This is a genomic window from Pseudomonas sp. TSO6, from assembly GCF_056098905.1.
In genome coordinates this window covers 14,012-34,509 of sequence record NZ_JBLZWV010000034.1, presented here as the reverse complement: position 1 = coordinate 34,509, position 20,498 = coordinate 14,012, and the positions used below count along the sequence as shown (strand labels likewise).

The following is a 20,498-nucleotide window of genomic DNA, read 5'->3' as shown; positions in this document are numbered from 1 at the left end:
TTGATAAGGTTATCCCAGCTAAGAGAGGAGCCTTCTCATGAAAAATATTCTGGGTATCCACCGCAGCCTACACGCCCATTGGGTAGGTGATGGTTTTCCCGTTCGCAGCCTGTTCACTTACGACAACCTGGCCAGCCGGATCAGCCCGTTCCTTCTGCTGGACTACGCTGGCCCCCATGACTTCACCCCGACCACTGCGCGGCGCGGCGTTGGCCAGCACCCGCACCGCGGCTTCGAGACCGTGACCATCGTCTACCAGGGTGAGCTGGAGCACCGTGACTCCACGGGCGCTGGCGGCCTGATCGGGCCAGGTGATGTGCAGTGGATGACCGCCGCCAACGGCATCATCCATGAAGAGTTTCATTCCCCGGCCTTTGCCCGCAGTGGCGGTACGCTGGAAATGGTCCAGCTGTGGGTCAACTTGCCAGCGCGTGACAAGCGTGCAGCCGCCGGTTATCAGACGCTGCTGGGCAGCGACATCCCGGTGGTGGCGCTGGACGGAGACGCCGGTAGCTTGCGGGTGATCGCCGGTGACTACCGTGGGCACCAGGGGCCTGCCCGGACCTTTACCGCCATGGATGTGTGGGACCTGCGGCTGAATGCCGGCGCGTCCTTGCAGCTGCCAGTTGCTGCCGGTCGAAACGCCGCGCTGGTGGTGCTGCGCGGTAACGTGCGAATCAACGGCGAGCGTGAAGCGGGCCCGTCCAGCCTGGTCCTGCTGGACCGTCAGGGTGAGGATGTCACCGTCGAGGCGTTGGAAGGTGCCAGTGTGCTGCTGCTCAGTGGCGAGCCGATCGATGAGCCGATTGTCGGCTATGGCCCGTTCGTGATGAATAGCCAGGCGGAGATTGCCGAGTCGTTCGACGATTTCCATGCCGGGAGGTTCGGGCAGATGCAGGATGAGCGCGAAGGTGCTCAGCACTGAGTCTTGGCTGAAAAGCTGGGGTGCGAAGCGCCCCCGGCTTTCTTGAGCATGGATTGCCCCCCAGAGTTTTGGCATGATCAGCCCATGCCCAAGCCCACACTCCAGCACGCCGTCCGCCGATCATTGCCCACCCCCGGCCAACACACCTTGTGGCTGCGCTACCGTGCCCCGTATCACTGGCCCTCGACCCTGGGTTTCCTGACTGCCCGCTGCATCCCCGGTATTGAGACCTGCATCGACGGCACCTATCGCCGCACCCTGGCTATTGCCGGCCACCACGCTGTCTTGCACGCCACCCCCTTGCGCAACCAGTTGCGCGTGCACCTCGAAGGCGCTCCCTCAACTGCATTGCCTGGCCTGATCGCCAGACTGAGGCGCTTCTTCGACCTCGACGCCGACCCTGTGCGTATCGCGGCCGAATTGTCCCGCGACCCCTTGATGGCCCGTTTGGCTCGCGAGCGCCCGGGCCTGCGTGTGCCCCAAGGCTGGGATGCCTGCGAACAAGCCATGCGTACTGTGCTGGGCCAGCAAATCAGCGTGGCCGGCGCCATGACCCTGGCCGGCCGGCTGGTACAACGTCACGGCACAGCGCTGCGTCCGCCGGTCGCGGGGCTGAGCCATGTGTTCCCGGCTTTACCGGCATTGGCCAATGCGCAATTCGAAGACATGGGCATGCCGCGAGCGCGCGCCACCACCCTCGGCACCTTGGCCAATGCACTACTGGCTGAACCCGGGTTGCTGCGTCGCGGCCAAGCGCTGGATGAGCTGCTGTGCAACCTGTGTCGGCTAAAAGGCATTGGGCCGTGGAGTGCGCACTACCTGGCGCTGCGCCAGGCCGGCGCTGCTGATGCCTTGCCGTTGGGCGATGTGGCGTTGATCAAGGCATTGCGCCTGCTTGAGGGTGATGACGCGAAACTGGCCGAACGGGCGCTGGCCTGGCGACCGTGGCGGGCCTACGCGGCGCAGCACCTGTGGGCATCGCTGGGGTCGGCAGGGACCGCTCGTCGTTAAGTCGGCCAGTGCATTCGAACACTCGGCCCATGCCTGCAATCTTCCACTAAGGTGCTAGAGGATTCCCCGCATGATCATTGCCCCCGCGCATGGACGCCTGCCCGGGCATGTGCAATATCAATTGGCGCCCCGCCCGATAAAGGCGTACTCACTCACAACAGGCCATCGCACAGAGAGGGTCGTACCATGTCGTTGATAGGAGTTTCGATGCTGGAAATGCGGCAGATGATCGAGCAGGCCTGCTTGCCTGATCGCTGTGAAGTCAGCTGCCTGGATGGCGCCAACCTGACCATCCGCCTGGGTCAGGGTCAGAGTCTGGACGAGGGCGTGACCCTGAACGGGGTCCCGCTGCAAAGCCTTAACAGCTGCCGTGATCTGGTCCACCTGGTGGGGCAGCTGCACGCGCTGCGTGACAGCCGCCCGGCGCGAATCAGGTCGATTGCCTGAGCGCGCCCGTCGTGCCCCGGTCAGCCCAGGCTGGCCGGGCGTACGTATTCCGGCATCAGGCCGTTGAACCAGAACAGGATCATTGCCACCAGCATGGTCACCAAGAGTAGAAGCCCCACACCCCAGACGCACGTCGCAAACAGCATCGCCTGTTCCTTCTTCAGCCGCAGGAATGTCTGCAACCCGCCATACAGCAATACGCTGGCATAAGCCGAGGCGGCGAGCAGTGCGGCGAAGGCCAGCCAGCGGATCGGCACCAGCCCGACCACGCCGGCAAAGAACCACGGCGTGGCACAGTAGGCGGCAAAACCAATGCACTGGTTGAGGCTGGGCTGCGCATCGAACCCTCGCGACATCCAACGTATCATCACCCCCATCAGCATCACGCCCACGACGGTAGTGGCATACAGCAGCCCTGCCAGTTGCGCGGCGCTGCCCATGCTCAGGCGTACCCGCTCCTCGGCTGCGAGGCTCCAGCCGAAGGTGGTAGTACCGACAAACAGGCACACAGCGGGTATCAATGCCAGGGCAAGCAGGCGCGGCAGGTATTGCTGTGGGTGGTCCTCTTCGGCCCGGCGGATATCCAGCCAGGCGTCGGCGGGGTGGGTGAAGAGTTTGAGCAATGGACTGTTCATGGCGTTCTCCGGCAGGCACGGGCCCTTTTGCTATGGAGATACGCTGCACCGGGCCGGTTCAGCCGGTTTGGCCGCCGTTGATCGGCTTATTGCAGTTCCAGAAGCAAGTTCAGGCCGCCATCGCCGCACTTGCCCTTGTCGCGGACTACGCCATGGTAACTGCGCCCATCCCAGATAAAGGCCACGCTGTGAGCACGGTCGACCTTGTCAGGCAGTGGCGGGCAGATGTGCAGGCGCAGCCCCGGTCGGCCCTGCAGGTTGAGGGCGGCAAGCTGGCACTGGCATTCCACGCTTTGCGCCACCGGCCCGAACAGGGTGTCGCGTACGTAATCGAGCTGCAGCGAGGCATTCGGTGCGCGGCCAGGCATCTTCATCGGTAGGTGGCTCCATCGCAACGGCTTGATGGGCAGGGCGGGTTCGGCATGGCAGGCTCCAGGCAAAAGAAGGCGGCTTAATATTTGAAGCTTGCCTGGCCAAGATGTTCAACGTGTTTCATGTGCATTCATCTTGTTTGCGCCGGGTGGCAGACCACAGGTCCTGTTCAGGCACCCGCCTTGCGCAAGGTCAGGTTGATCCGCCGTTCGCCCATGCGTGGATGCACGCCAGGTTTTATAGGCAGCACGCCGTGAAAGCGCAAGCGGTCCTCACCGCCCCAGACCAGTACATCACCGTGGCTCAGCGGGATGCGACGGGCCTTGTCGGCGCGCTGCAGACCGCCGAACAGGAACACCGCCGGGAGGCCCAGTGATACCGACACGATCGGCTGGCCGAAGTCTTGCTCGTCGCGGTCCTGGTGCAGGCTCAGGCGTGTGCCTGGCAGGTAATGGTTGACCAGGCAGGCATCCGGCACGAAACCCTCGAAGCCGGCCAGGCCCGCAGCGCGGGCGGCGAGGGCGAGCAGCACCGGGGGCAGCGCGGGCCAGGGCTTGCCGCTGAGCGGGTCGCTGGGGCTGTAGCGGTAGCCGTGTTCGTCACTCACCCAACCCAGCGTACCGCAGTTGGTCAGGCCTACTGCCATGCGCAGGCCACCCGGCGTGTACATGTGCCGGAAGGGCGCTGCGCGCAGCACCGGGCGCAGGGCATCGAGCAGCGCCTCGGTTTCGGCCAGGGCGAAGCCGGGCAGCAGCAGGGTGTGGTTGGCCAGGCGTTGCGGCTGGGGGCCGAACAGGTCTAGATCGGACTGGATCATGGCATCGCACAGGTTCGAGGGATTGGACATTGTATCCCTGCAATTGCAATCCCTGTAGGAGCAGCCTTGTGCTGCGAAGAGGCCGGTATGCCTCCCAAAGATGTGCCGGTGCTGCAGGCCCTTTCGCAGCACAAGGCTGCTCCTACCGGGAATGCACATACCCGGCAGAACGAGAAGTTGCATAGGGTGTGAGCGAAAAAGGAACCGCGGCACCAGGGAGAGGAGTGCCGCGATTCAAGGGGGGAGAGGTTTACTTCTGGGTCACAGTGGCCAGGTTCGCGCTGCCCAGCTGGGTGATGGTGGCGGTTTGGGCGATACCGCTCTGGTCGACGAACGCCTTGTTGCCCTGGCCTCCCTGGGTCACGTAGGCGACGTTGATGCTGTCAGTCTGTTTGATGGTGGCTTCGTTGCCGCTACCGTACAGCTGGTTGGTATAGCTCTGGTTGCTGTAGCCGGACTGGTCCAGGGTGATGGAGTTACCGGTGCCCTGGCTGTTGCCGTAGGCATAGTTGTCGGTACCGCGCTGGTCGGCGATCAGGATGTTGTCGGTGCCGTTCTGCTCGAAATACAGCTCGTTGTTGACGTCGTCCTGCTTGGTCGACATCTGGTTGCCTTTACCGGTCTGGTTTAGCGTGGCCACTTGGTCAGCGCCTTTCTGGGTGAGGTTGACGCCGTTGCCATTGCCGTTCTGGTTGATGGTGGCGTTCTGGTTGGTACCGAACTGGCCGCCCATCTTGGCGCCTTTCCAGTTGCTGGCGGTGATGCTGTTGCCATTGCCCTTGGTGTTGATGGTCAGGTTGAGGTTTTCACCATTCTGGTAGGTGAAAAACAGGTTGTTGTTGCCGGTCTGGGTAATGGTGGCGGTCGCGTTATTGGTCTCGAACTGGTCCGACCAGCTGGCGTTGGCATTGCCTTGCTGCGACAGGCTGACCTTGTTGGCGGTGCCGAAGCTCTGGTCGATATAGCCTTCGTTCGTCTGGCCGGTCTGGACCACGGAGGCCTGGCTACCGACCTGGGTGTCCTGCCACACTTCCACCGAGTTGCCGCCACCGTACTGGCCAATGCCAATGGTGCCACCGGTGCCTTCGCGCTGGTCGCCGTAGGCCCAGTTGTCGTGGCCATCCTGGTACACCTGGATGTCGCCATCGACGTGGTTCAAGTGCTCGGCGGCGGCGTAGTTGTCCTGGCCGGTCTGGTTGACGGTACTACGGTTGTTGGTACCACCGAAGGTCTGCTCGATGAAGGCTTCGTTGCGCTGGCCGGATTGCCAGGTGGTGGCTTTGCTGCCTTCCTGGGTGTCCTGCCACACGGTGGATTTGTTGCCGACACCTTGCTGGGTTTGCAGCGATTCGTTGTTCAGCCCTACCGACTGGCTGGCGAAGGCATCGTTGTAGCTGCCCCCAGCGGTTTGGGTGATCTGGCTGCCGTTCTCGAACAGTTGCTCGGCGTAGCCTGCGTTGTACTGGCCGGTGGCGCTTTGCTGGATATCGCTGGTGCTCTCGGTCTGCACCGCCAGGTGGTTGTGCCCCTTGCCTGTCTGGTTCTGGGTGGCCGAGGCGAAGGATGCTTGGGTCTGCGAAACTTCGGCGATGTTTTCCTTGCCGTCCTGGGTCTGGGACGAGGTGCTGTCAGCAGCCATGGCCTGACCTGCGAGGGCCAGGACGATAGCGGCACTTAAAGGGGCGAGCTTGTACATGGTGGTGCCTCCAGGTCTATCGATATTGGGTGATCTGAACATGCTGGCCATTGCCGGTCTGGGTCACGGAACTGTTGAGGCCCGAGCCCGACTGCACGATGCTGGCGCTGTTGTCGTTGCCGATCTGCTCGATGGCAGCGCTGTTGCTGCTGCCGCTCTGGCGGATCGACGCGCTGTTGCCATTTCCCTGTTGGCTGATACTGGCCATCAGGTCACTGCCTTCCTGCAAGATGTAAGCTTCCTGCGCACCGCCAGACTGGACGATACGGCCCAGCAGGGCCTGACCGTTCTGGTCGAGGGCGGCGCGGTTGCCTGACCCTTGCTGCTCGATCACCGCAGCCTGACCGGCACCGACCGGCAGCAGGCGGATGATCACCGGTTCACCGAGGTCGTTGCCGGGCGCGAGGTCGGCATTGTCCATCAGGTCGTCGGCCCAGCAGGCCTGGCCCGCCAGGGCCAGGCTGAACAGCAGTGGATACAAGCGTTTCATGGCGTTTCCCCGCCTTTACTGCACAACCACATTGACGGTGCGGGTGGTACCCGGGCTGGTGGTGATGGTTGCCGTCGGCGCGGCGGTCGGGATGATCGTGGTGCTGTTGCTCACTGCCAGTCGCCAGCGGCCGGTCACTGGCACTGTGGCCGTACCCAACGTCTGCACCCCGGTGGTGGTGGTGACCCGGACGGTGACAACGTTGCCCGTGGTTACCGACGAGGTACCGCTGATGTCCCAGTTGTAACGGTTGTTGGAGCGCGCCGTGACGGTGGCTGCCGTGACTGCAAAGGTTTCGGCGGCAGGCCGGGGCGACACGTTGACGGTGACCGTACCTGGAGTAGACAGCGCGCCCAGTGAGTCCCGTGCCTGGTAGGTGAAGGTGGTGGTGAAGGCCGCAGTCACCGTGGCCGGTGGGGTATAGGTCACCGATGCACCGTCGGTACTGACCGTACCCCGGCCGGCAGCCGGTTGGGTGACGGCAGCAACGACCAGCGGTACGTTGCCTTCCGGATCGGTGTCGTTGGCCAGCACGTTGATGGTCAATGGCACACCCAGGGTGGCGACGGTTTCGGGGTTGGCTGTCGGTACCTGGTTAGGCGCAACGTTGATGGTTATTGTGGCCGGCTCTGACTTCAGGCCCTTGGCGTCTACCGCCCGGTAGCTGAAGGTGGCCACCAGCGGTTGCGTAGCCCCGGCTGGCGGAGTGTAGGTGACCGAGGTGGTGCCATTCAGTACTACACCGCCCAGGCCGGTACCCGGCTGTGTGAGGTCACTGATGGTCAACGGCACATTGCCATCAGGATCGCTGTCGTTTTGCAGCAGATTGAGGGTGATCGGCACGCCAACACTCGTGCTGCCGACATCTGCCTGGGCCAGCGGTGGCTGGTTGGCCGCCTCGACGGGTGCGTTGCCGACCACGATGACCGGTTCCACGTCAGTACCACCATGGGCAGACTTGACCGTGACGGTAGCTGGCGGTTGTGCCACGTCGTTGACCGTGATGCTTTGCAGCGTGCCGGATTTCGACAGGCGGCCGTAGCCCTGGGCGAGCATGTCGGGGATAGCGACTTCGTCACTGGACCTGGCCTCGATCAGCAGGCGCTTGTTGGCCCAGTCGTAGCGCGCGGTGCTGACCTTGACCACGTCGGTCAGCTTGCTCGACAGTGCGGTTGGCTGGGTGCCGCCAATATTGTTGCTGGCGGTCACCACCACGATTGCAGGTGGTGCGTCCTGGCCGAACTGTTGATGGAAGAACAGCCCGTTGTTGTCGGCGGTGAGTGTGAACTGGCACGGTGAAGGCGGGGTGCCGACCAATGCCAGGCCATTGCGCATACACAAGCTGGCCTCTATGGGCGCCTTGGCGAAGACTTCCGTACGGGTGCCGGTGGCGTTGCGTGAGTAGGTGGCGCGCTCCAGGGTCACCGGGGTCTGCGCACGTTGGTCCAGCACCTTGCCAGAGACTGTGAATGCGTTGGTCTGGATGATGCCGGCGGGCCCATCAATGCGTACGAAGTTGGTATTGAACGGGCTACCGGTGACCGCTTCGGTGATGTTGGGGTCACCGATGTAGGTTTCGGTGGAGCCAGTGTCAGGATTGACCTCGTTATAAGGCCCGCCAACCCCCTTCAGCCAAGGGCCGATCGCACCCGCCAGCGCACCCTGGAAGTTGCCCGGAGCGCCAATGCCTATGTCCCGGGTAATGTTGATCGCCCGGCGACCTGCCGTGGTCACGTTGACCGTTTCCACCCCGTAAGGATGCGTGATGGTGTAGGTACCGGTGCGTGGAACCGAAGCGCGGATACGGATGCGGGCGAAACTTTGCTGATCACCGTCTACCGGGTTTTCAGCAGCGAAGGCTGCCTCTATACCCGCAACGTAGACCTCCAGCTCATAACCGCTGTTGCCCACTTGTGGTATTGAGGTTTCGGCCAGGAACCAGAACATCTCTGGTGGCCAGTTATCTGGAAATACCAGCGGCAGGGCGTCGTCATAGATACCGGGCTCGGGCAGCAAGGTGCACATGTAGGCCGGCGCCCCTGGTGCGCCTGGCGCCCGGGTACTGGTCGCACGTGACTGGCACAGCTCCAGGGACTGGTTGAGGCTGTCCTTGTACCACATCGGGTAGCCGCCCGTGGCGAAGGTGTAAGGCCCCGGGTCTACATCAGACAACGCGGCAAAGGCGGCGCTGGTAACGGTGAGGGAAAAACCGGCGGCGAACAGCGCACGGCGCGACCAAGTGTTCATGCGGCCTCCTTGAAGGCTGAGCCTTTGTCTGTTCATGGCACCAGCACCACGTCTTCGGTGTCGCTACCGCCATTGGCACTGGTGACCTGCACCTTGGCCGGCGGGAGGGGCGAGAGGGTCATGCTCAACGTCTTCACTGCGCCGGTGCCGCCCAAGTTGCCGATCAACGTGCCGTTGCCGGTATGGGCGGTGAGCACGGGCGGGGTAGTTTCGTCGCTGGTGCTGGCCACCAGGGTCAGCTCGCCGGTGGACAGGCGGTACTGGGCCTGGGTGATGGTGACCAGGTCGGTCAGCGGCATGTTGCGGGTGGCCAGGCTACTGGTCGGGATCGCCACGCTGTTGTCGGCGGAAAGTGTCACGACGGTACCGGCTGCCGGGTTGAGCGCAGACTGGGCGTACCAGGCGCCAGTGCCGTTGGCCTCGGTCAGGCTCAGGTTGGGCGTCTGGCTGGTCAGGGTGACGCTGGCCGGTGGCGGCGGGGCCATCACGAAGATGTCTTGCTGGGCACGCAGGTCCCCGTTCTCGGTGTGCCGTGAGTAGGTGCTGCGCTGTGGCATCAGAGGGGTTGGCAGGGCCACTTCGGAAAGCTTGCCCGAGATCGCGAACAGTTCGGTGCGCAGGTCGATGCCGCCAGGGCCTTCGATGCGCACGAAGTTGGTGTTGAACGGGCTGCCGGTCACCCGCTCTTCAAGGTTCGGGTCGCCGACGAAGCGTTCGTTGCCTTCGGTATAAGGGCCGTTGACACTGCGCAGGAACGGCCCGACATCGCCCTTCAGCGCGCCGGTGAAGTCGCCTGCGCCGGCAATGCCGATGTCGCGGGTCATGTTGATCGCCCGGCGCCCGGCGGCGGGGACATCGAACACTTCCACGCCATAGGGGTGGGTGACCACGTAGGTGCCAGCGGTGGGGACATCGACCCGGATACGCACCCGGGCGAAGCTGACCTGGTCACCCTCGACCGGTTCTTCGGCGGCGAACGCCGCTTCGATCGCCGTGCCGTAGCTGAGGTCGATGCCGCGGGTGGCGTCGACGATAGCGGCGTCGGCGGTGAACCAGAACGCTTCGTCAGGGAAGTTGGTGGGGAAGACAATAGGTTGGGTATCGTCGAACACACCGGGCGTGGGCAGCAGTGTGCACATGTACGACGGTGCGCCGGGCGCGCCGGCGACCCTGGAGCTGACCGCCTTGGTCAGGCACAGGTCGAGGGTACGACCGTGACTGTCCTGGTACCAGGCGGGGAAGCCGCCGTTAGCGGGGATGTAAGCGCCTGGATCGACTGCGTTCAAGGCAGCCTGCGCCGGGAGCTGGAGCATGCCGGCGAAAATCGCCACTGCCAGCGGGTGGGGTATCGGTCGGTGCATGAGTCAATTCCTCCTGCAAACGGGCCCATGGACTTGGGGCGTCTGGGAGGAGATCGGCAAGAGCTGTGCCAGAACCTGCAAATGGCGTTGCACGCCTTGTGGGGCAAGGGGCGGAGCCTTTCAGCCGAGTATTTTGTGAGCGGCGGGCAGTGGGCTGCGTTGCCCCAAGGTTGGGGATTGGGGGCAGGTAATTCAAACCCAGTTTTCGAAGCAAATGCGGTTTTTGCTACATTGCACCGGCGGTCCCATTCCCCTGCCGAGCCAAGCGATGCAACCCCTCGACCAGCTTTCCCTGAACCTGTTCATCGTCGTCTGCGAAGAAGGCACCATCGCCCGCGCTGGCGAGCGCGCGTTCATGGCGCCCTCCGCCGTCAGCAAACGTATTTCAGATATCGAGGCGCGTTTTGGCACCGCCTTGCTTAAACGCAGCAAGCGCGGGGTGGAGCCTACCCCAGCAGGGTTGGCGCTGCTGCGCCATGCCCGCGAAATGACCCGCGCCATGGAACGCCTGGACAGCGAGCTGAGCGAATACGCCGAAGGTGCGCGTGGCCATGTGCGGGTGCTGGCCAATGTGTCGTCGATCATGGAGTTCCTGCCCGAGGAACTGTCGGCGTTCATGCTTGAGAATCCACTGATTCAGGCCGATATCGAGGAGCGCTTCAGCACCGATGTCGTTCGTGGTGTGGCCGAGGGCAATGCAGACCTCGGCATCTGCCGCAAATCCATGGCGGTGGGTGACCTGGAGTTCGTAGCGTACCGGCAGGATCACCTGGCCGTGGTCGTTGCGGCGGATCACCCGTTGGCCAGCCGCAGCCAGATTGCTTTTGAGGAAACCCTGGGCTACGACCACCTGGGCCTCTCGGCCTTCGCCACCTTGAACGCCTTCATGCGTAAAAGCGCCGAACAGGCAGGCAAAGAACTGCGGTTTCGTTCGTATGTATCGTCGTTCGACGCTGCATACCGCCTGGTGCAATTCGGGCTTGGCCTGGCGGTGTTCCCGCAAGAGGCCGTGGCCCGCTATGCGGCATTGTTCGATCTGCGGCTCATCCCGCTGACGGACGACTGGGCGCTTGGCGAATTCGTCATCTGCATGCGCGACCGGCACACGCTGTCGCTGTCGGCACGGCGCCTGCTTGACCACCTGCTGCTGCGTGCACCGGCCTGGCAGGTTGCGAGCTGATCCATCGTGGCTGACGATGGATCAGCCCGTGAAACACGTCTTTTCTGCCCGTCATCCAGCTCTTAGTCTGGCGCAACGCTTCAGACAGAGAGACCGTGATGATAACAATAACAATCAACGAAGTCGGCATGCGCGATGGCTTGCAGAGCCTGCAGACGATCATGCCAACCGCCGCCAAACGCCGCTGGATCGACGCCGCCTACGCCGCTGGCATGCGCCACATGGAGGTCGCTTCGTTCGTACCAGCACGCTTGCTGCCGCAAATGGCCGATGCCCGCGAAGTGGTGGCCCACGCCCTCACATACCCGGGCCTGCAGGTAACCGTGTTGGCCCCGAACCTGCGCGGCGCCAGGGACGCACTTGAGTCTGGCGCCCATCGCATCGTCGCCCCGGTATCGGTCAGCATGGCGCACAGCCTGGCCAACGTGCGCCGCACGCCCAGGGAAATGGTCGAGGAACTGGGGCGCATGTGCCAACTGCGTACTGAAATGGGCCTGCAGGATGTACAGGTCATTGCCGGCATCTCGGTCGCATTTGGCTGCACCCGTCAGGGCGAGGTACCGCTGGCCGACCTGTGTGCACTGACCCGCCACGTGATCGAAGCCGGTTGCGACCTTGTCTCGCTGGGTGACACCACTGGCTACGCCAACCCGGGCCAGGTGGCAACGGTGCTCCAGACTGTGCGGGCGATTGCCGGTGACCGCCTCAACGCCGCGCACTTCCATGACACCCGTGGCCTGGCCCTGGCCAACAGCCTGGTCGCGGTGCAGCAGGGCATCCGTGAGCTGGACGCCTCTCTGGCTGGCTTGGGAGGCTGCCCGTTCGCCCCTGGCGCGTCGGGCAACACTGTCACCGAAGACCTGGTGTTCATGTTGCAGAGCATGGGTTACGACACCGGTATCAACTTGCCCGCACTGATCGAGTCGCGCCAGGTGCTGAGCGAAGCGCTACCGGGCGAGCCCCTGTATGGCTGCATCGCCCGCGCCGGGCTACCGCTCAACTTCGCTGACGCTGCCGGCCACGCCTGACCCGCCTGAACGAGGAATACCATGATGTCCAGACTTCCCTTGGACGGCATCCGTGTCGTCGAAATTTCGCATATGGTCATGGGCCCGACCTGCGGCATGATCCTCGGTGACCTTGGCGCCGAAGTGATCAAGATCGAACCGGTGCGCGGCGACGGCACGCGCCGCCTGCTGGGCGCCGGGGCGGGCTTCTTTCGCACCTTCAACCGCAACAAGCAATGCATCGCCGTGGATGTCGAAACGCCCGAGGGGCGCGAGGCCGTGCTGCAATTGATCGATACGGCCGACGTGTTCATCGAAAATTTCAAACCTGGGCGCATGCGCACGCTGGGCCTGGACTACGCCGCGCTGCGCCAGCGCAACCCACGGCTGATTTACGCCTCGCACAAAGGCTTTCTCAGCGGGCCCTATGACAACCGCCTGGCGCTGGACGAGGTGGTGCAGATGATGGCCGGCCTGGCCTACATGACGGGGCCGGTGGGCCGGCCGTTGCGCGCGGGCAGCTCGGTAAACGACATCATGGGCGGCATGTTCGGCGCCATTGGCGTGCTGGCAGCGCTCAACGAGCGCCACACCACCGGCAGCGGCCGCGAGGTGCAAAGTGCCCTGTACGAGAACTGCGTGCTGCTGGCCGCCCAGCATATGCAGCAGTACGTGGTCACCGGCGAGGCAGCCGCGCCGATGCCCAATCGCATCAGTGCCTGGGCCATCTACGACGTGTTCACCTTCGCCGGTGGCGAGCAGATGTTTGTCGCCGCCACCGGCGAAGGGCAGTGGCATGCGCTGTGCCAGGTGCTGGGGCAGACCGCCTTGCTCGATGACCCGACACTGGCCAGCAACAACGACCGTGTGTTGCAACGCCCACGGCTGCTGGCGCACCTGGCCGAGGTGTTCGCGCCACTGGATGCTAGGCAACTGGCGCTGCAACTGGAGGCCAACGGCATCCCGTTTGCGCCGATCCGCCGCCCGGAAGAATTGTTCAATGACCCGCACTTGCAGCAGAGCGGCGGTATGGCCGACCTGCAACTGGAAGACGGCAGCCACACACCCATGCCGTTGCTGCCGCTGTCGCTGGACGGCCAGCGCTTGCAGCCACGCCGGGCGATAGCGCGGATTGGCGAGCACACCCGCCAGGTGATGCGCGAACTGGGTTACAGCGATGCGCACATTGCCGAGCTGTGCGCGGCCGGCGTGCTAAAAACCGACGACGCAGCTTGAGGAGGGTTTGAGATGGCGATTTACCAATACGACACCCTTGCGCCCAACCTGCACCCGGAAGCTTTCATTGCCGAGGATGCCACCGTGATCGGCGACGTAACCCTCGAGCAAGGGGTCAGCGTATGGCCGCAGGCCGTGCTAAGAGGCGACAACGAACCGATCCGTATCGGCCAGCACAGCAACGTGCAGGAAGGCGCAGTGCTGCATGCCGACCCCGGCTTTGCGTTGACGGTGGGGCAGGGCGTCACCATCGGCCACCAGGCCATGCTGCACGGCTGCACCATCGGTGATGGCGCGCTGATCGGCATCCAGGCGGTGGTGCTCAACGGCGCAGTCATCGGCAACAACTGCCTGGTCGGTGCCGGCGCTATCGTCACCGAGGGCAAGGTGTTCCCCGCTAACTCGCTGATTCTTGGTGCGCCTGCCAAGGTGGTGCGCGAGTTGACGGCCGAAGCCATCGCCAGCATGCAGCGCAACGCCGCCGAGTACGTCGCAAAAGGCCAGAGCTTCAAGGAAAAACTGATCCGCATCCGCTGAAAACCCGCTGGCGACGCCCATGAAGGCGTCGCTGCTCTCCAATAATTACAAGAATGGAGATCCACCATGGTTGCCATGACCGGCGAACTGGCGCGTGAGCGCAACGACAGCCACATCAATGAATTGCTGCTGTACCGCCGCGTGGCCTGGCGCATCATGCCGCTGGCCATCATCTGCTTCCTTTTCTCGTACTTCGACCGCATCAACATCAGTTTCGCCAAGGCGCAGATGCAGCAGGAACTGGGCCTCAGCGACGCCGCCTACGGCCTGGCCGCGAGCATGTTCTTCGTGGGGTATGTGCTGTTCGAAGTGCCCAGCAGCCTGGGCCTGAAGCGCTATGGCGCACCGGCCTGGATCTGCCGGATCATGGTGTCGTGGGGCCTGGCGACGGCGGCGCTGGTGTTTGCTTATACCCAGTACACCCTGTATTTCCTGCGCTTTCTGATCGGGGTGATGGAGGCCGGGTTCGGCCCGGCGATCCTGTTCTACCTGGCATGCTGGTTCCCCCGCAAGCACCTGGCGAAGATGAATGGCCTGTGGTTTCTGGCCGTGCCGCTGGCCGGTGCGGTGGGTGGCCCGGCAGCAGGTGTCTTGCTGGGGACCATGGATGGCGTGCTGGGCCTGGCCGGTTGGCACTGGTTGTTCCTGATGTCCGGCCTGCCGTGTGTGCTGCTGGGCTTGCTGGTGCTGTGGAAGCTGGACCGCGACATCGAAGCGGCGAAATGGTTGAGCCGTGAAGAGAAGGACCTGCTGGTGGAAAACCTGGCCCAGGACAAACGCGCTGCAAAGCCGGTCCTCGGCTCGATCTGGCGGGTATTGCTGACCCGCGAAGTGGCGATCATGGCGTTCATCTACTACGTGATCAAGACTGCGTCCTATGGCCTCAACTTCTGGATGCCGCACCTGATCAAATCATCAGGTGTGCAGGACATGCTCTGGGTCGGTGTGCTGTCGGCTTTGCCTTACGCGGTGGCCTGCATTGGCATGGTGTTGCTGACCCGGCTCTCCGACCGTACCGGCGAGCGCAAGCGCTATCTGGTGTACTGCCTGCTGGCGGCAGCTGTCGGCTACCTGCTGGCGTGCCTGTATTCCGACTCGTCGCTGGCGATGATGGCCGCGCTGGTGCTGGCCACCGCAGGTACGTTCATCGCCATCCCGATCTTCTGGACCATTCCACAGTCGACCTTCTCGGGCCTGGCAATTGCCACCGGTACTGCGGCGATCAACTCGGTCGGGCAGCTCAGCGGCATCGTCGCACCGGTGATGGTGGGCAAGATCAATGACCTCACCGGCAGCAACTCCATGGGCATGCTGTCCATCGCCCCGCTTATCCTGATCGCCTGCCTGGTGGTGATGCGCTTCGTGCGCAACCCCCGTACCTGATTGGCGCTGAGTCTTCTAACAACAAGAACAAGGCACACCCATGATCACTCTTTCCCGGCGAGCATCGCTGATGCTCGGGGCGCTTTGCTGCGCCTGTCAAAACGCGCAGGCCGGCGTCATCGATGACGCCAGCGGCAGCCTGGAACTGCGCAATTTCTATTTCGACCGCGACTTTCACGGTGACAGCGCCACGCAATCGCGGCGTGGTGAATGGGCCCAGGGCTTCATGCTGCGCCTGCAGTCTGGCTACACCGACGGTGTGGTCGGCTTTGGCCTGGACGCAGCCGGCATGCTTGGGCTCAAGCTGGACTCCTCGCCTGACCGCAGCGGCACCGGCCTGTTGCCGCGAAACAGCGACAAACGCGCCGCAGACGACTACACAAAGGCCGTGGCTACCTTCAAGGCCAGGCTCGCACAAAGCGAGTTGAAAGTGGGTGGCCTGAGCCCACAACTGCCCTTGCTGGCCTCCAACAACAGCCGCTTGTTCCCCCAGTGGTTCAACGGTGCGCAACTGGTGAGCAAGGACCTTGACCGGCTCACGCTCACCCTGCTGCAGGTGGATGCCACCAAATTGCGTGACTCCACCGACTATGAGGACCTGACCGCCATGGCGCAGCAAGGGGCCTACTCGGCGACGGTAACCAGTGACCGGCTGTACTACGGCGGTGTCGATTACCAGCCGCTGAACAACCTGACCCTCAGCCTTCACACCAGCACGCTCGAAGACCTGTTCCGGCGTGATTTTGCCGGGTTCAAGTTCAAGACCCGCCTGGGGCCCGGGGATGTGTTCACCGAGTGGCGCTGGTTCAACGCACGCGAGCAGGGCCGGGCATTGCTGGGCGAAGTCGACAACCAGACCCTCAGTACCAACTTCGGGTACAGCGTTCAGGGCCACACGTTCAGTGGTGGCTACCAGAAAGTGCGTGGCGATACGGCATATGCCTACGTGGGTGGCACCGATACCTACCTGTTCAGCGAACAGCAGGTCAGCACCTTTGCCTTGGCCAACGAACGGGCGTGGATGCTGCGATACGACTACAACTTCGCTGCGCTGGGTATCCCAGGGCTAACCTTCAATGTGCGCTACGTAAAGGGCGACCAGGTGGACCCGCAGCGCATCGCCAGCGCCAAGGGCCGGGCGCTGGCGGCTGGCGACGGAGAAGGGCGGGAGTGGGAGCGGACCACGGATGTCACCTACGTGGTGCAGTCGGGGGCGCTCCGGAATGTGTCGCTGCGTTGGCGCAATGCGAGCATGCGCTCGAATTTTGCCGATGCAGCGGATGGGAACCGGGTGATTGTGGGGTACACGTTCGAGTTCTGAGCTCTGACACAATCACTCTGTGGGTGCGGCCGGTTTCTCTTTTGACTTGAATCTGCGCGTTTTGCGTGGTTTTTTCTCAGGCCGTTTGCCGGGTTTGAGCTGCCAGCGGTAGGCATTGGCGAGCAGGCGCTCCTGGATTGCGGGTGGGTAGTCGCTGAGGGTGGTCACGGGTGGGACGGGCTTGCCGGGCAAGCCGGCCTCGCGGATTACTTTCGGCCAGCGCGGTCGCCAGCACAGCAGCAGGCTGAGCCAGTGGCCGGTGCCAACGATGACGAAAGCGGGCCAGACCATCAGCAAGATGACTTTGAATAGCCAGCTGCTCTTGCGGAAGAAACGCCCAAGCCCCTCGAACTGGGCGCAGAAGGCCTGGATGGGTGATGGTAGTTGTGTGCTCAGGCGGGGGCGTGGGACGGCGTGAGGGCCTTCTTCCATGTAGCGGCGGATGAATTCCCACTCGTCACGGAGTTCGCTGCCGCCTTGGCCTTGTTTTCCGATCTGGGCTATTTCCATGTGAGGAAGGCCGGTGCGGCTGGGGTGCCAGACTAGCCCTAGTCGCATGCCCAAGCTGAGTGAGTCATCTTCTGGGTCGATGGCTGTGCTTCCGGTTGTTTTCCAGGGGAAAGTGACGATGCCGCCGCAGTATTTCGGTCGATGTAGGTGAACTTGTTGGGTTACTCGATTGAAGCGAATGAGCAGGTGACGGCTAGTCAGCATTTCCAACCGCGTGAACCGAAGACCGTATTTGAGATACAGATAAACGATAGCACCGTCCATGACAGACATCATCATCATTATGATGATGTCGATGACAGCAGGATCTCTACCGGTGAAAAGGTAAAGGTAGATTGATCCCAAGGTTATTGTAACGCCGCTATACAGGATTGGGCCTAATCCTCCCAAAGTCATGATTGTAATCAAGCCGCGTTTTTCCTCTGACCCGCCGCAACGCATCTCTAGGAAACTTTCATTGAAGGCGTAAACAGGACTGCGTGCGCGAGGGTTTTCGCTGACCTTCCGAAAATGGACTTCCTCTTCCAAGTCACCTTCATAAAAGTCCCGCATTGCGCGTTTCTCTACTGGCGTCATTTCCGCTACATACGCCTTACGCGCAGCCTCAGACTCGATTGCCATCTGCCAGAAACCCCATTCGACTAGATACACTACAAGACCTCGCTGAAAGCCGAATGAAGCTCCTTCAATTCTTCGTGTTCTTTATAAGGCTTTGCTGTTTTTCCTATTCGGAAACAGCAGCGCCTACACCACTTCTCCAATGCATCCTCTTCAAGGAGGTAAATTACGATCGTCAGGACGAGACCTATCCAAAAAGCTCCGACTACCAAACGTGCGAGCAGAACGCGCGCAACTTGGGTTCCCAGTTTTTTTGCCAGCTCACCCATAGAGGATGCCAACATTCTTGCAAATTTAGTTTTGGCGCTCTGGGATAGGTGGTCAAAAAAAGGTTTTGCCATAGCAATTGCTGTTCCGCCCTCAGCGAGCGCAAGAGCTATCGTCGCCGCGCCTCGAGCCCTGTACGCGGAGGCCAGCCTTATGTTTCGGGCGCTTGATTCTTTGTTTTTGGCTTCACGGATGTGTTTATTGGCATCCGCGAAATCCCACCACGCCAATACCAATCCTCCAGTACCGGCCAATCCAGCCCCCCAAAGCTTCAACCTCCCCAAGGTCGCCGCAGCACCTCTGCCAGTCGCACTTCTGGCGCCGTATCGGGTTACAACCTGGTCCACATAGCTGGCTCCAACTTCGAAGCCCGCCGCTGCCGTGGTCATCGCGGCCGCCAGGAGTTCGGTCTTCACCCTAACATCACTGTCGGGCAGTTCGCGGGCCTTGAACGCCATCAGCATGCCTTCCAGTAAACACACCAGCCCGGAGACGCGCACTTTGTAGAAGTCACTGTTGTTGGCGTGCATCAGGTTTTCAGCCCAGGCCTGATCCAGATAGCGTGCTATCTGGCCACCGCTGCGTTGTGGGTCAATGGGTTGCCCGCTGCGCGCAGCGTCGCTGAGACGAATGTCGACCGCCGTCTCGTGCACCGATGCAAATAACGTTAAGCGCAGACCGTGATGCAGCGCTCGGTCTGCACTGTTGGGGGCGCCGGTTCGGAGTACCTGTCGCCCTAGCGCCACATACCACGCATGCAGGCCGATGCTGGCGGTGTTGTTGCTCTTCTGCAATTCCTCGTACAGCGAGTTGATACGCCCGAACGCATTCGCAGCGATGTGTGCCTGCCGGGCGAGCGATTCACGCAGCTCGACCGACGACTCGGCCGGTGGTCCGGCCTTAGCTGCTGCCCGCAGCGCCGCAAGCTCCTCTCGGATGTCATCCTGGTTGTAGCTGATGCCGCGTATTGCCAGGTTTGCCCGGTCGGCCACGTCGCTGCGCCACCAGTGGTCCAGCACCTTCGTCCCCCATTCACTCAACTCCATGCCGATCACGCACTGGCCGGTCTGCTCGGCAAAGGCCAGGCCGTTGATGAGGTCGGCGTTGTCGTAGCGGTCCAGCGCTTGCAGCAACCGTTCGCTGACGACCCAGCGGGCATGGTCCTTGGCGCGGTCTTCTGCCGCTTGCTGGGCTTGTTGCATGGCCTGCTCAAAGGCTTCGAGCTGATCGTGCATGGCCTGACGGTCGACCAGGTGGCCGTATTTCTGGTCGAACTTCTTGCTGAACTCGCCAGCATCCTGACGGACCTGGACTTTGGCGCGAACATCGCGCTCGAACTGCGCCAGGTGAGGCTTCATGCGTTCATCATGGGCATCGGCCTGCTGCCTGGCCCGTTCGGAAAACGCGTAGATCTCCGCGTGCACGTAGGGTTGGTTGCGTATGTTTTCAGCCATGACTTCGCGCTTGACGATCTGCTCGGCCATCATCTGCGGGTAGAGCTTTTCGATCTCCAGGAACGACTGCGCGACCAGCAGCTTGCGCTCGTTGTCCACGCCAGGCTCCACGGTGCGTTCCAGCCACTTGGTCTTCACATCATCGACAGCGGCATTGCGCCAGGCGTTGAGCTCCTGCGTAGTGCCGATGGCGTCTTCTATGACGAGGGCCGCGCCACGGGGTTTGCTCTGGTTCACCAGCGGTGCCAGCGCTTGCCGGGAGGCGTGCGGCGAGACGATCTGGTCATTGTTGAACGGCTGCAGGTCCAGCAGCGCCTGCAGGTCTGTATCGTCCTGGCCCTTGAAGTCGGCTACCCAACTCAGTTGGTCATGCTTGAGCACGTGGGGCTGTGGTGGGGCGTCGGAGGGTTGGATGAAACGGGCGACATCGATGGCGGGCAGGCTGCTGCGGTACTCGTCTTCAAGCAGGCGGTAGTTGTCGAGCATGCGCGGGGTCAGCGGAGAAGGGCTGAACAATGGGCGCAGCTCCTGGATGTCATCCAGGTCATAGAGGGTGATGGTCCAACCGAAGCTGCGGATGATCTCATCCAGATTGCCGGCACTGGGGGCGGGCTCCCAGGGGGCGTCGGCGCTGATGTACAGCAGTGAGCCATTGGACGCGACGCGGTACTGGCTGTGCCACTCGTAGGCCGGTGCGCTGTGGCGCTTGATCAGTAGGTAGAAAAAACCCTCGCGCAGCGGGCGGATGGCGTAGCTGGAATGGGTCATCTCGCCGACGTCCGAGAATGGGCTGAGATAGCTTGGCAGTTTGGGCAGGCGGGCGCGTTGTGCCGGGTTGCCGCCGATGGCGGCGTAGCGCAGGGGCAGCAGTTCGAAACGGCGGGTGCAGTTGGCGACCGGGCTGTTGCGCAGGGCGGGGCGGTAACCGGTGGTGATGCGCCTGCACAGCTCGAGGGTTTCGCTCAGAGAGTCCATGGTTATTTG

18 protein-coding genes are annotated in these 20,498 nt (G+C 62.6%); 9 read left to right on the top strand and 9 right to left on the bottom strand.

Going from position 1 to position 20,498, the window contains the following annotated elements; genetic code table 11:
• Positions 1 to 37 precede the first annotated feature (37 nt).
• The 3 genes from ACN6NG_RS15235 (at position 38) to ACN6NG_RS15225 (ending at position 2,383) form a co-directional block, all read left to right on the top strand.
• A complete protein-coding gene (locus tag ACN6NG_RS15235) occupies positions 38 to 925 on the top strand; it encodes a pirin family protein (RefSeq protein ID WP_474314856.1) in 888 nt (295 codons plus the stop codon).
• 84 nt (positions 926 to 1,009) lie between these two features.
• Positions 1,010 to 1,936: a DNA-3-methyladenine glycosylase family protein gene (locus tag ACN6NG_RS15230; RefSeq protein ID WP_474314854.1), complete on the top strand. Its 927-nt coding sequence runs from the start codon at positions 1,010 to 1,012 to the stop codon at positions 1,934 to 1,936.
• Between the two features lie 186 nt (positions 1,937 to 2,122).
• Positions 2,123 to 2,383 carry a DUF1652 domain-containing protein gene (locus ACN6NG_RS15225; RefSeq protein ID WP_041167745.1) on the top strand — a complete coding sequence of 87 codons (261 nt, stop codon included), beginning with the start codon at positions 2,123 to 2,125 and terminating at the stop codon, positions 2,381 to 2,383.
• 20 nt (positions 2,384 to 2,403) lie between these two features.
• Here ACN6NG_RS15225 and ACN6NG_RS15220 read toward each other — a convergent pair whose 3' ends face one another.
• The 7 genes from ACN6NG_RS15220 to ACN6NG_RS15190 form a co-directional block, all read right to left on the bottom strand.
• On the bottom strand, positions 2,404 to 3,018 hold the full coding sequence (locus ACN6NG_RS15220; protein WP_016499858.1) for a Yip1 family protein: 615 nt from the start codon (positions 3,016 to 3,018) through the stop codon (positions 2,404 to 2,406).
• 86 nt (positions 3,019 to 3,104) lie between these two features.
• Positions 3,105 to 3,392: a hypothetical protein gene (locus ACN6NG_RS15215; protein WP_016499857.1), complete on the bottom strand. Its 288-nt coding sequence runs from the start codon at positions 3,390 to 3,392 to the stop codon at positions 3,105 to 3,107.
• Between the two features lie 167 nt (positions 3,393 to 3,559).
• Complete coding sequence (alkB, locus tag ACN6NG_RS15210; protein ID WP_059396010.1) at positions 3,560 to 4,207, bottom strand: DNA oxidative demethylase AlkB; 648 nt, start codon at positions 4,205 to 4,207, stop codon at positions 3,560 to 3,562.
• Positions 4,208 to 4,457: 250 nt separating this feature from the next.
• The gene (locus ACN6NG_RS15205; protein WP_061203868.1) at positions 4,458 to 5,903 is read right to left on the bottom strand and encodes a curlin; all 1,446 of its coding nucleotides are present in this window, start codon (positions 5,901 to 5,903) and stop codon (positions 4,458 to 4,460) included.
• Positions 5,904 to 5,919: 16 nt separating this feature from the next.
• On the bottom strand, positions 5,920 to 6,393 hold the full coding sequence (locus tag ACN6NG_RS15200; RefSeq protein ID WP_049275356.1) for a curlin: 474 nt from the start codon (positions 6,391 to 6,393) through the stop codon (positions 5,920 to 5,922).
• A 15-nt stretch (positions 6,394 to 6,408) separates the two neighbouring features.
• Positions 6,409 to 8,640, bottom strand: coding sequence for an Ig-like domain-containing protein (locus ACN6NG_RS15195; RefSeq protein ID WP_061203867.1), 2,232 nt, complete (start codon positions 8,638 to 8,640; stop codon positions 6,409 to 6,411).
• A gap of 32 nt (positions 8,641 to 8,672) precedes the next feature.
• Complete coding sequence (locus ACN6NG_RS15190) at positions 8,673 to 10,001, bottom strand: hypothetical protein (protein WP_063424804.1); 1,329 nt, start codon at positions 9,999 to 10,001, stop codon at positions 8,673 to 8,675.
• A 268-nt stretch (positions 10,002 to 10,269) separates the two neighbouring features.
• On the opposite strand from ACN6NG_RS15190, the gene ACN6NG_RS15185 reads away from it, so the two are divergent.
• From ACN6NG_RS15185 to ACN6NG_RS15160, 6 genes are all read left to right on the top strand, one after another.
• Positions 10,270 to 11,181 carry a LysR family transcriptional regulator gene (locus tag ACN6NG_RS15185; protein WP_474314849.1) on the top strand — a complete coding sequence of 304 codons (912 nt, stop codon included), beginning with the start codon at positions 10,270 to 10,272 and terminating at the stop codon, positions 11,179 to 11,181.
• Positions 11,182 to 11,279: 98 nt separating this feature from the next.
• On the top strand, positions 11,280 to 12,209 hold the full coding sequence (locus tag ACN6NG_RS15180) for a hydroxymethylglutaryl-CoA lyase (protein ID WP_474314847.1): 930 nt from the start codon (positions 11,280 to 11,282) through the stop codon (positions 12,207 to 12,209).
• A 24-nt stretch (positions 12,210 to 12,233) separates the two neighbouring features.
• Positions 12,234 to 13,424: a CaiB/BaiF CoA transferase family protein gene (locus ACN6NG_RS15175; RefSeq protein ID WP_197898775.1), complete on the top strand. Its 1,191-nt coding sequence runs from the start codon at positions 12,234 to 12,236 to the stop codon at positions 13,422 to 13,424.
• 12 nt (positions 13,425 to 13,436) lie between these two features.
• Positions 13,437 to 13,961, top strand: a complete 525-nt coding sequence (locus ACN6NG_RS15170; RefSeq protein WP_132843153.1) for a gamma carbonic anhydrase family protein — start codon at positions 13,437 to 13,439, stop codon at positions 13,959 to 13,961.
• Positions 13,962 to 14,027: 66 nt separating this feature from the next.
• Positions 14,028 to 15,344 (top strand): MFS transporter, encoded by a 1,317-nt coding sequence (locus ACN6NG_RS15165; protein ID WP_028612952.1) that lies wholly within the window; start codon positions 14,028 to 14,030, stop codon positions 15,342 to 15,344.
• A 40-nt stretch (positions 15,345 to 15,384) separates the two neighbouring features.
• Positions 15,385 to 16,665, top strand: coding sequence for an OprD family porin (locus ACN6NG_RS15160; protein ID WP_474314844.1), 1,281 nt, complete (start codon positions 15,385 to 15,387; stop codon positions 16,663 to 16,665).
• A gap of 12 nt (positions 16,666 to 16,677) precedes the next feature.
• Here ACN6NG_RS15160 and ACN6NG_RS15155 read toward each other — a convergent pair whose 3' ends face one another.
• Both ACN6NG_RS15155 and ACN6NG_RS15150 read right to left on the bottom strand, forming a co-directional pair.
• Positions 16,678 to 17,826 (bottom strand): DUF6708 domain-containing protein, encoded by a 1,149-nt coding sequence (locus ACN6NG_RS15155; RefSeq protein WP_474314842.1) that lies wholly within the window; start codon positions 17,824 to 17,826, stop codon positions 16,678 to 16,680.
• On the bottom strand, positions 17,826 to 20,489 hold the full coding sequence (locus ACN6NG_RS15150) for a T6SS effector BTH_I2691 family protein (RefSeq protein WP_474314839.1): 2,664 nt from the start codon (positions 20,487 to 20,489) through the stop codon (positions 17,826 to 17,828). Before ACN6NG_RS15150 ends, ACN6NG_RS15155 begins: the two co-directional genes overlap by 1 nt.
• Between the last annotated feature and the right edge of the window lie 9 nt (positions 20,490 to 20,498).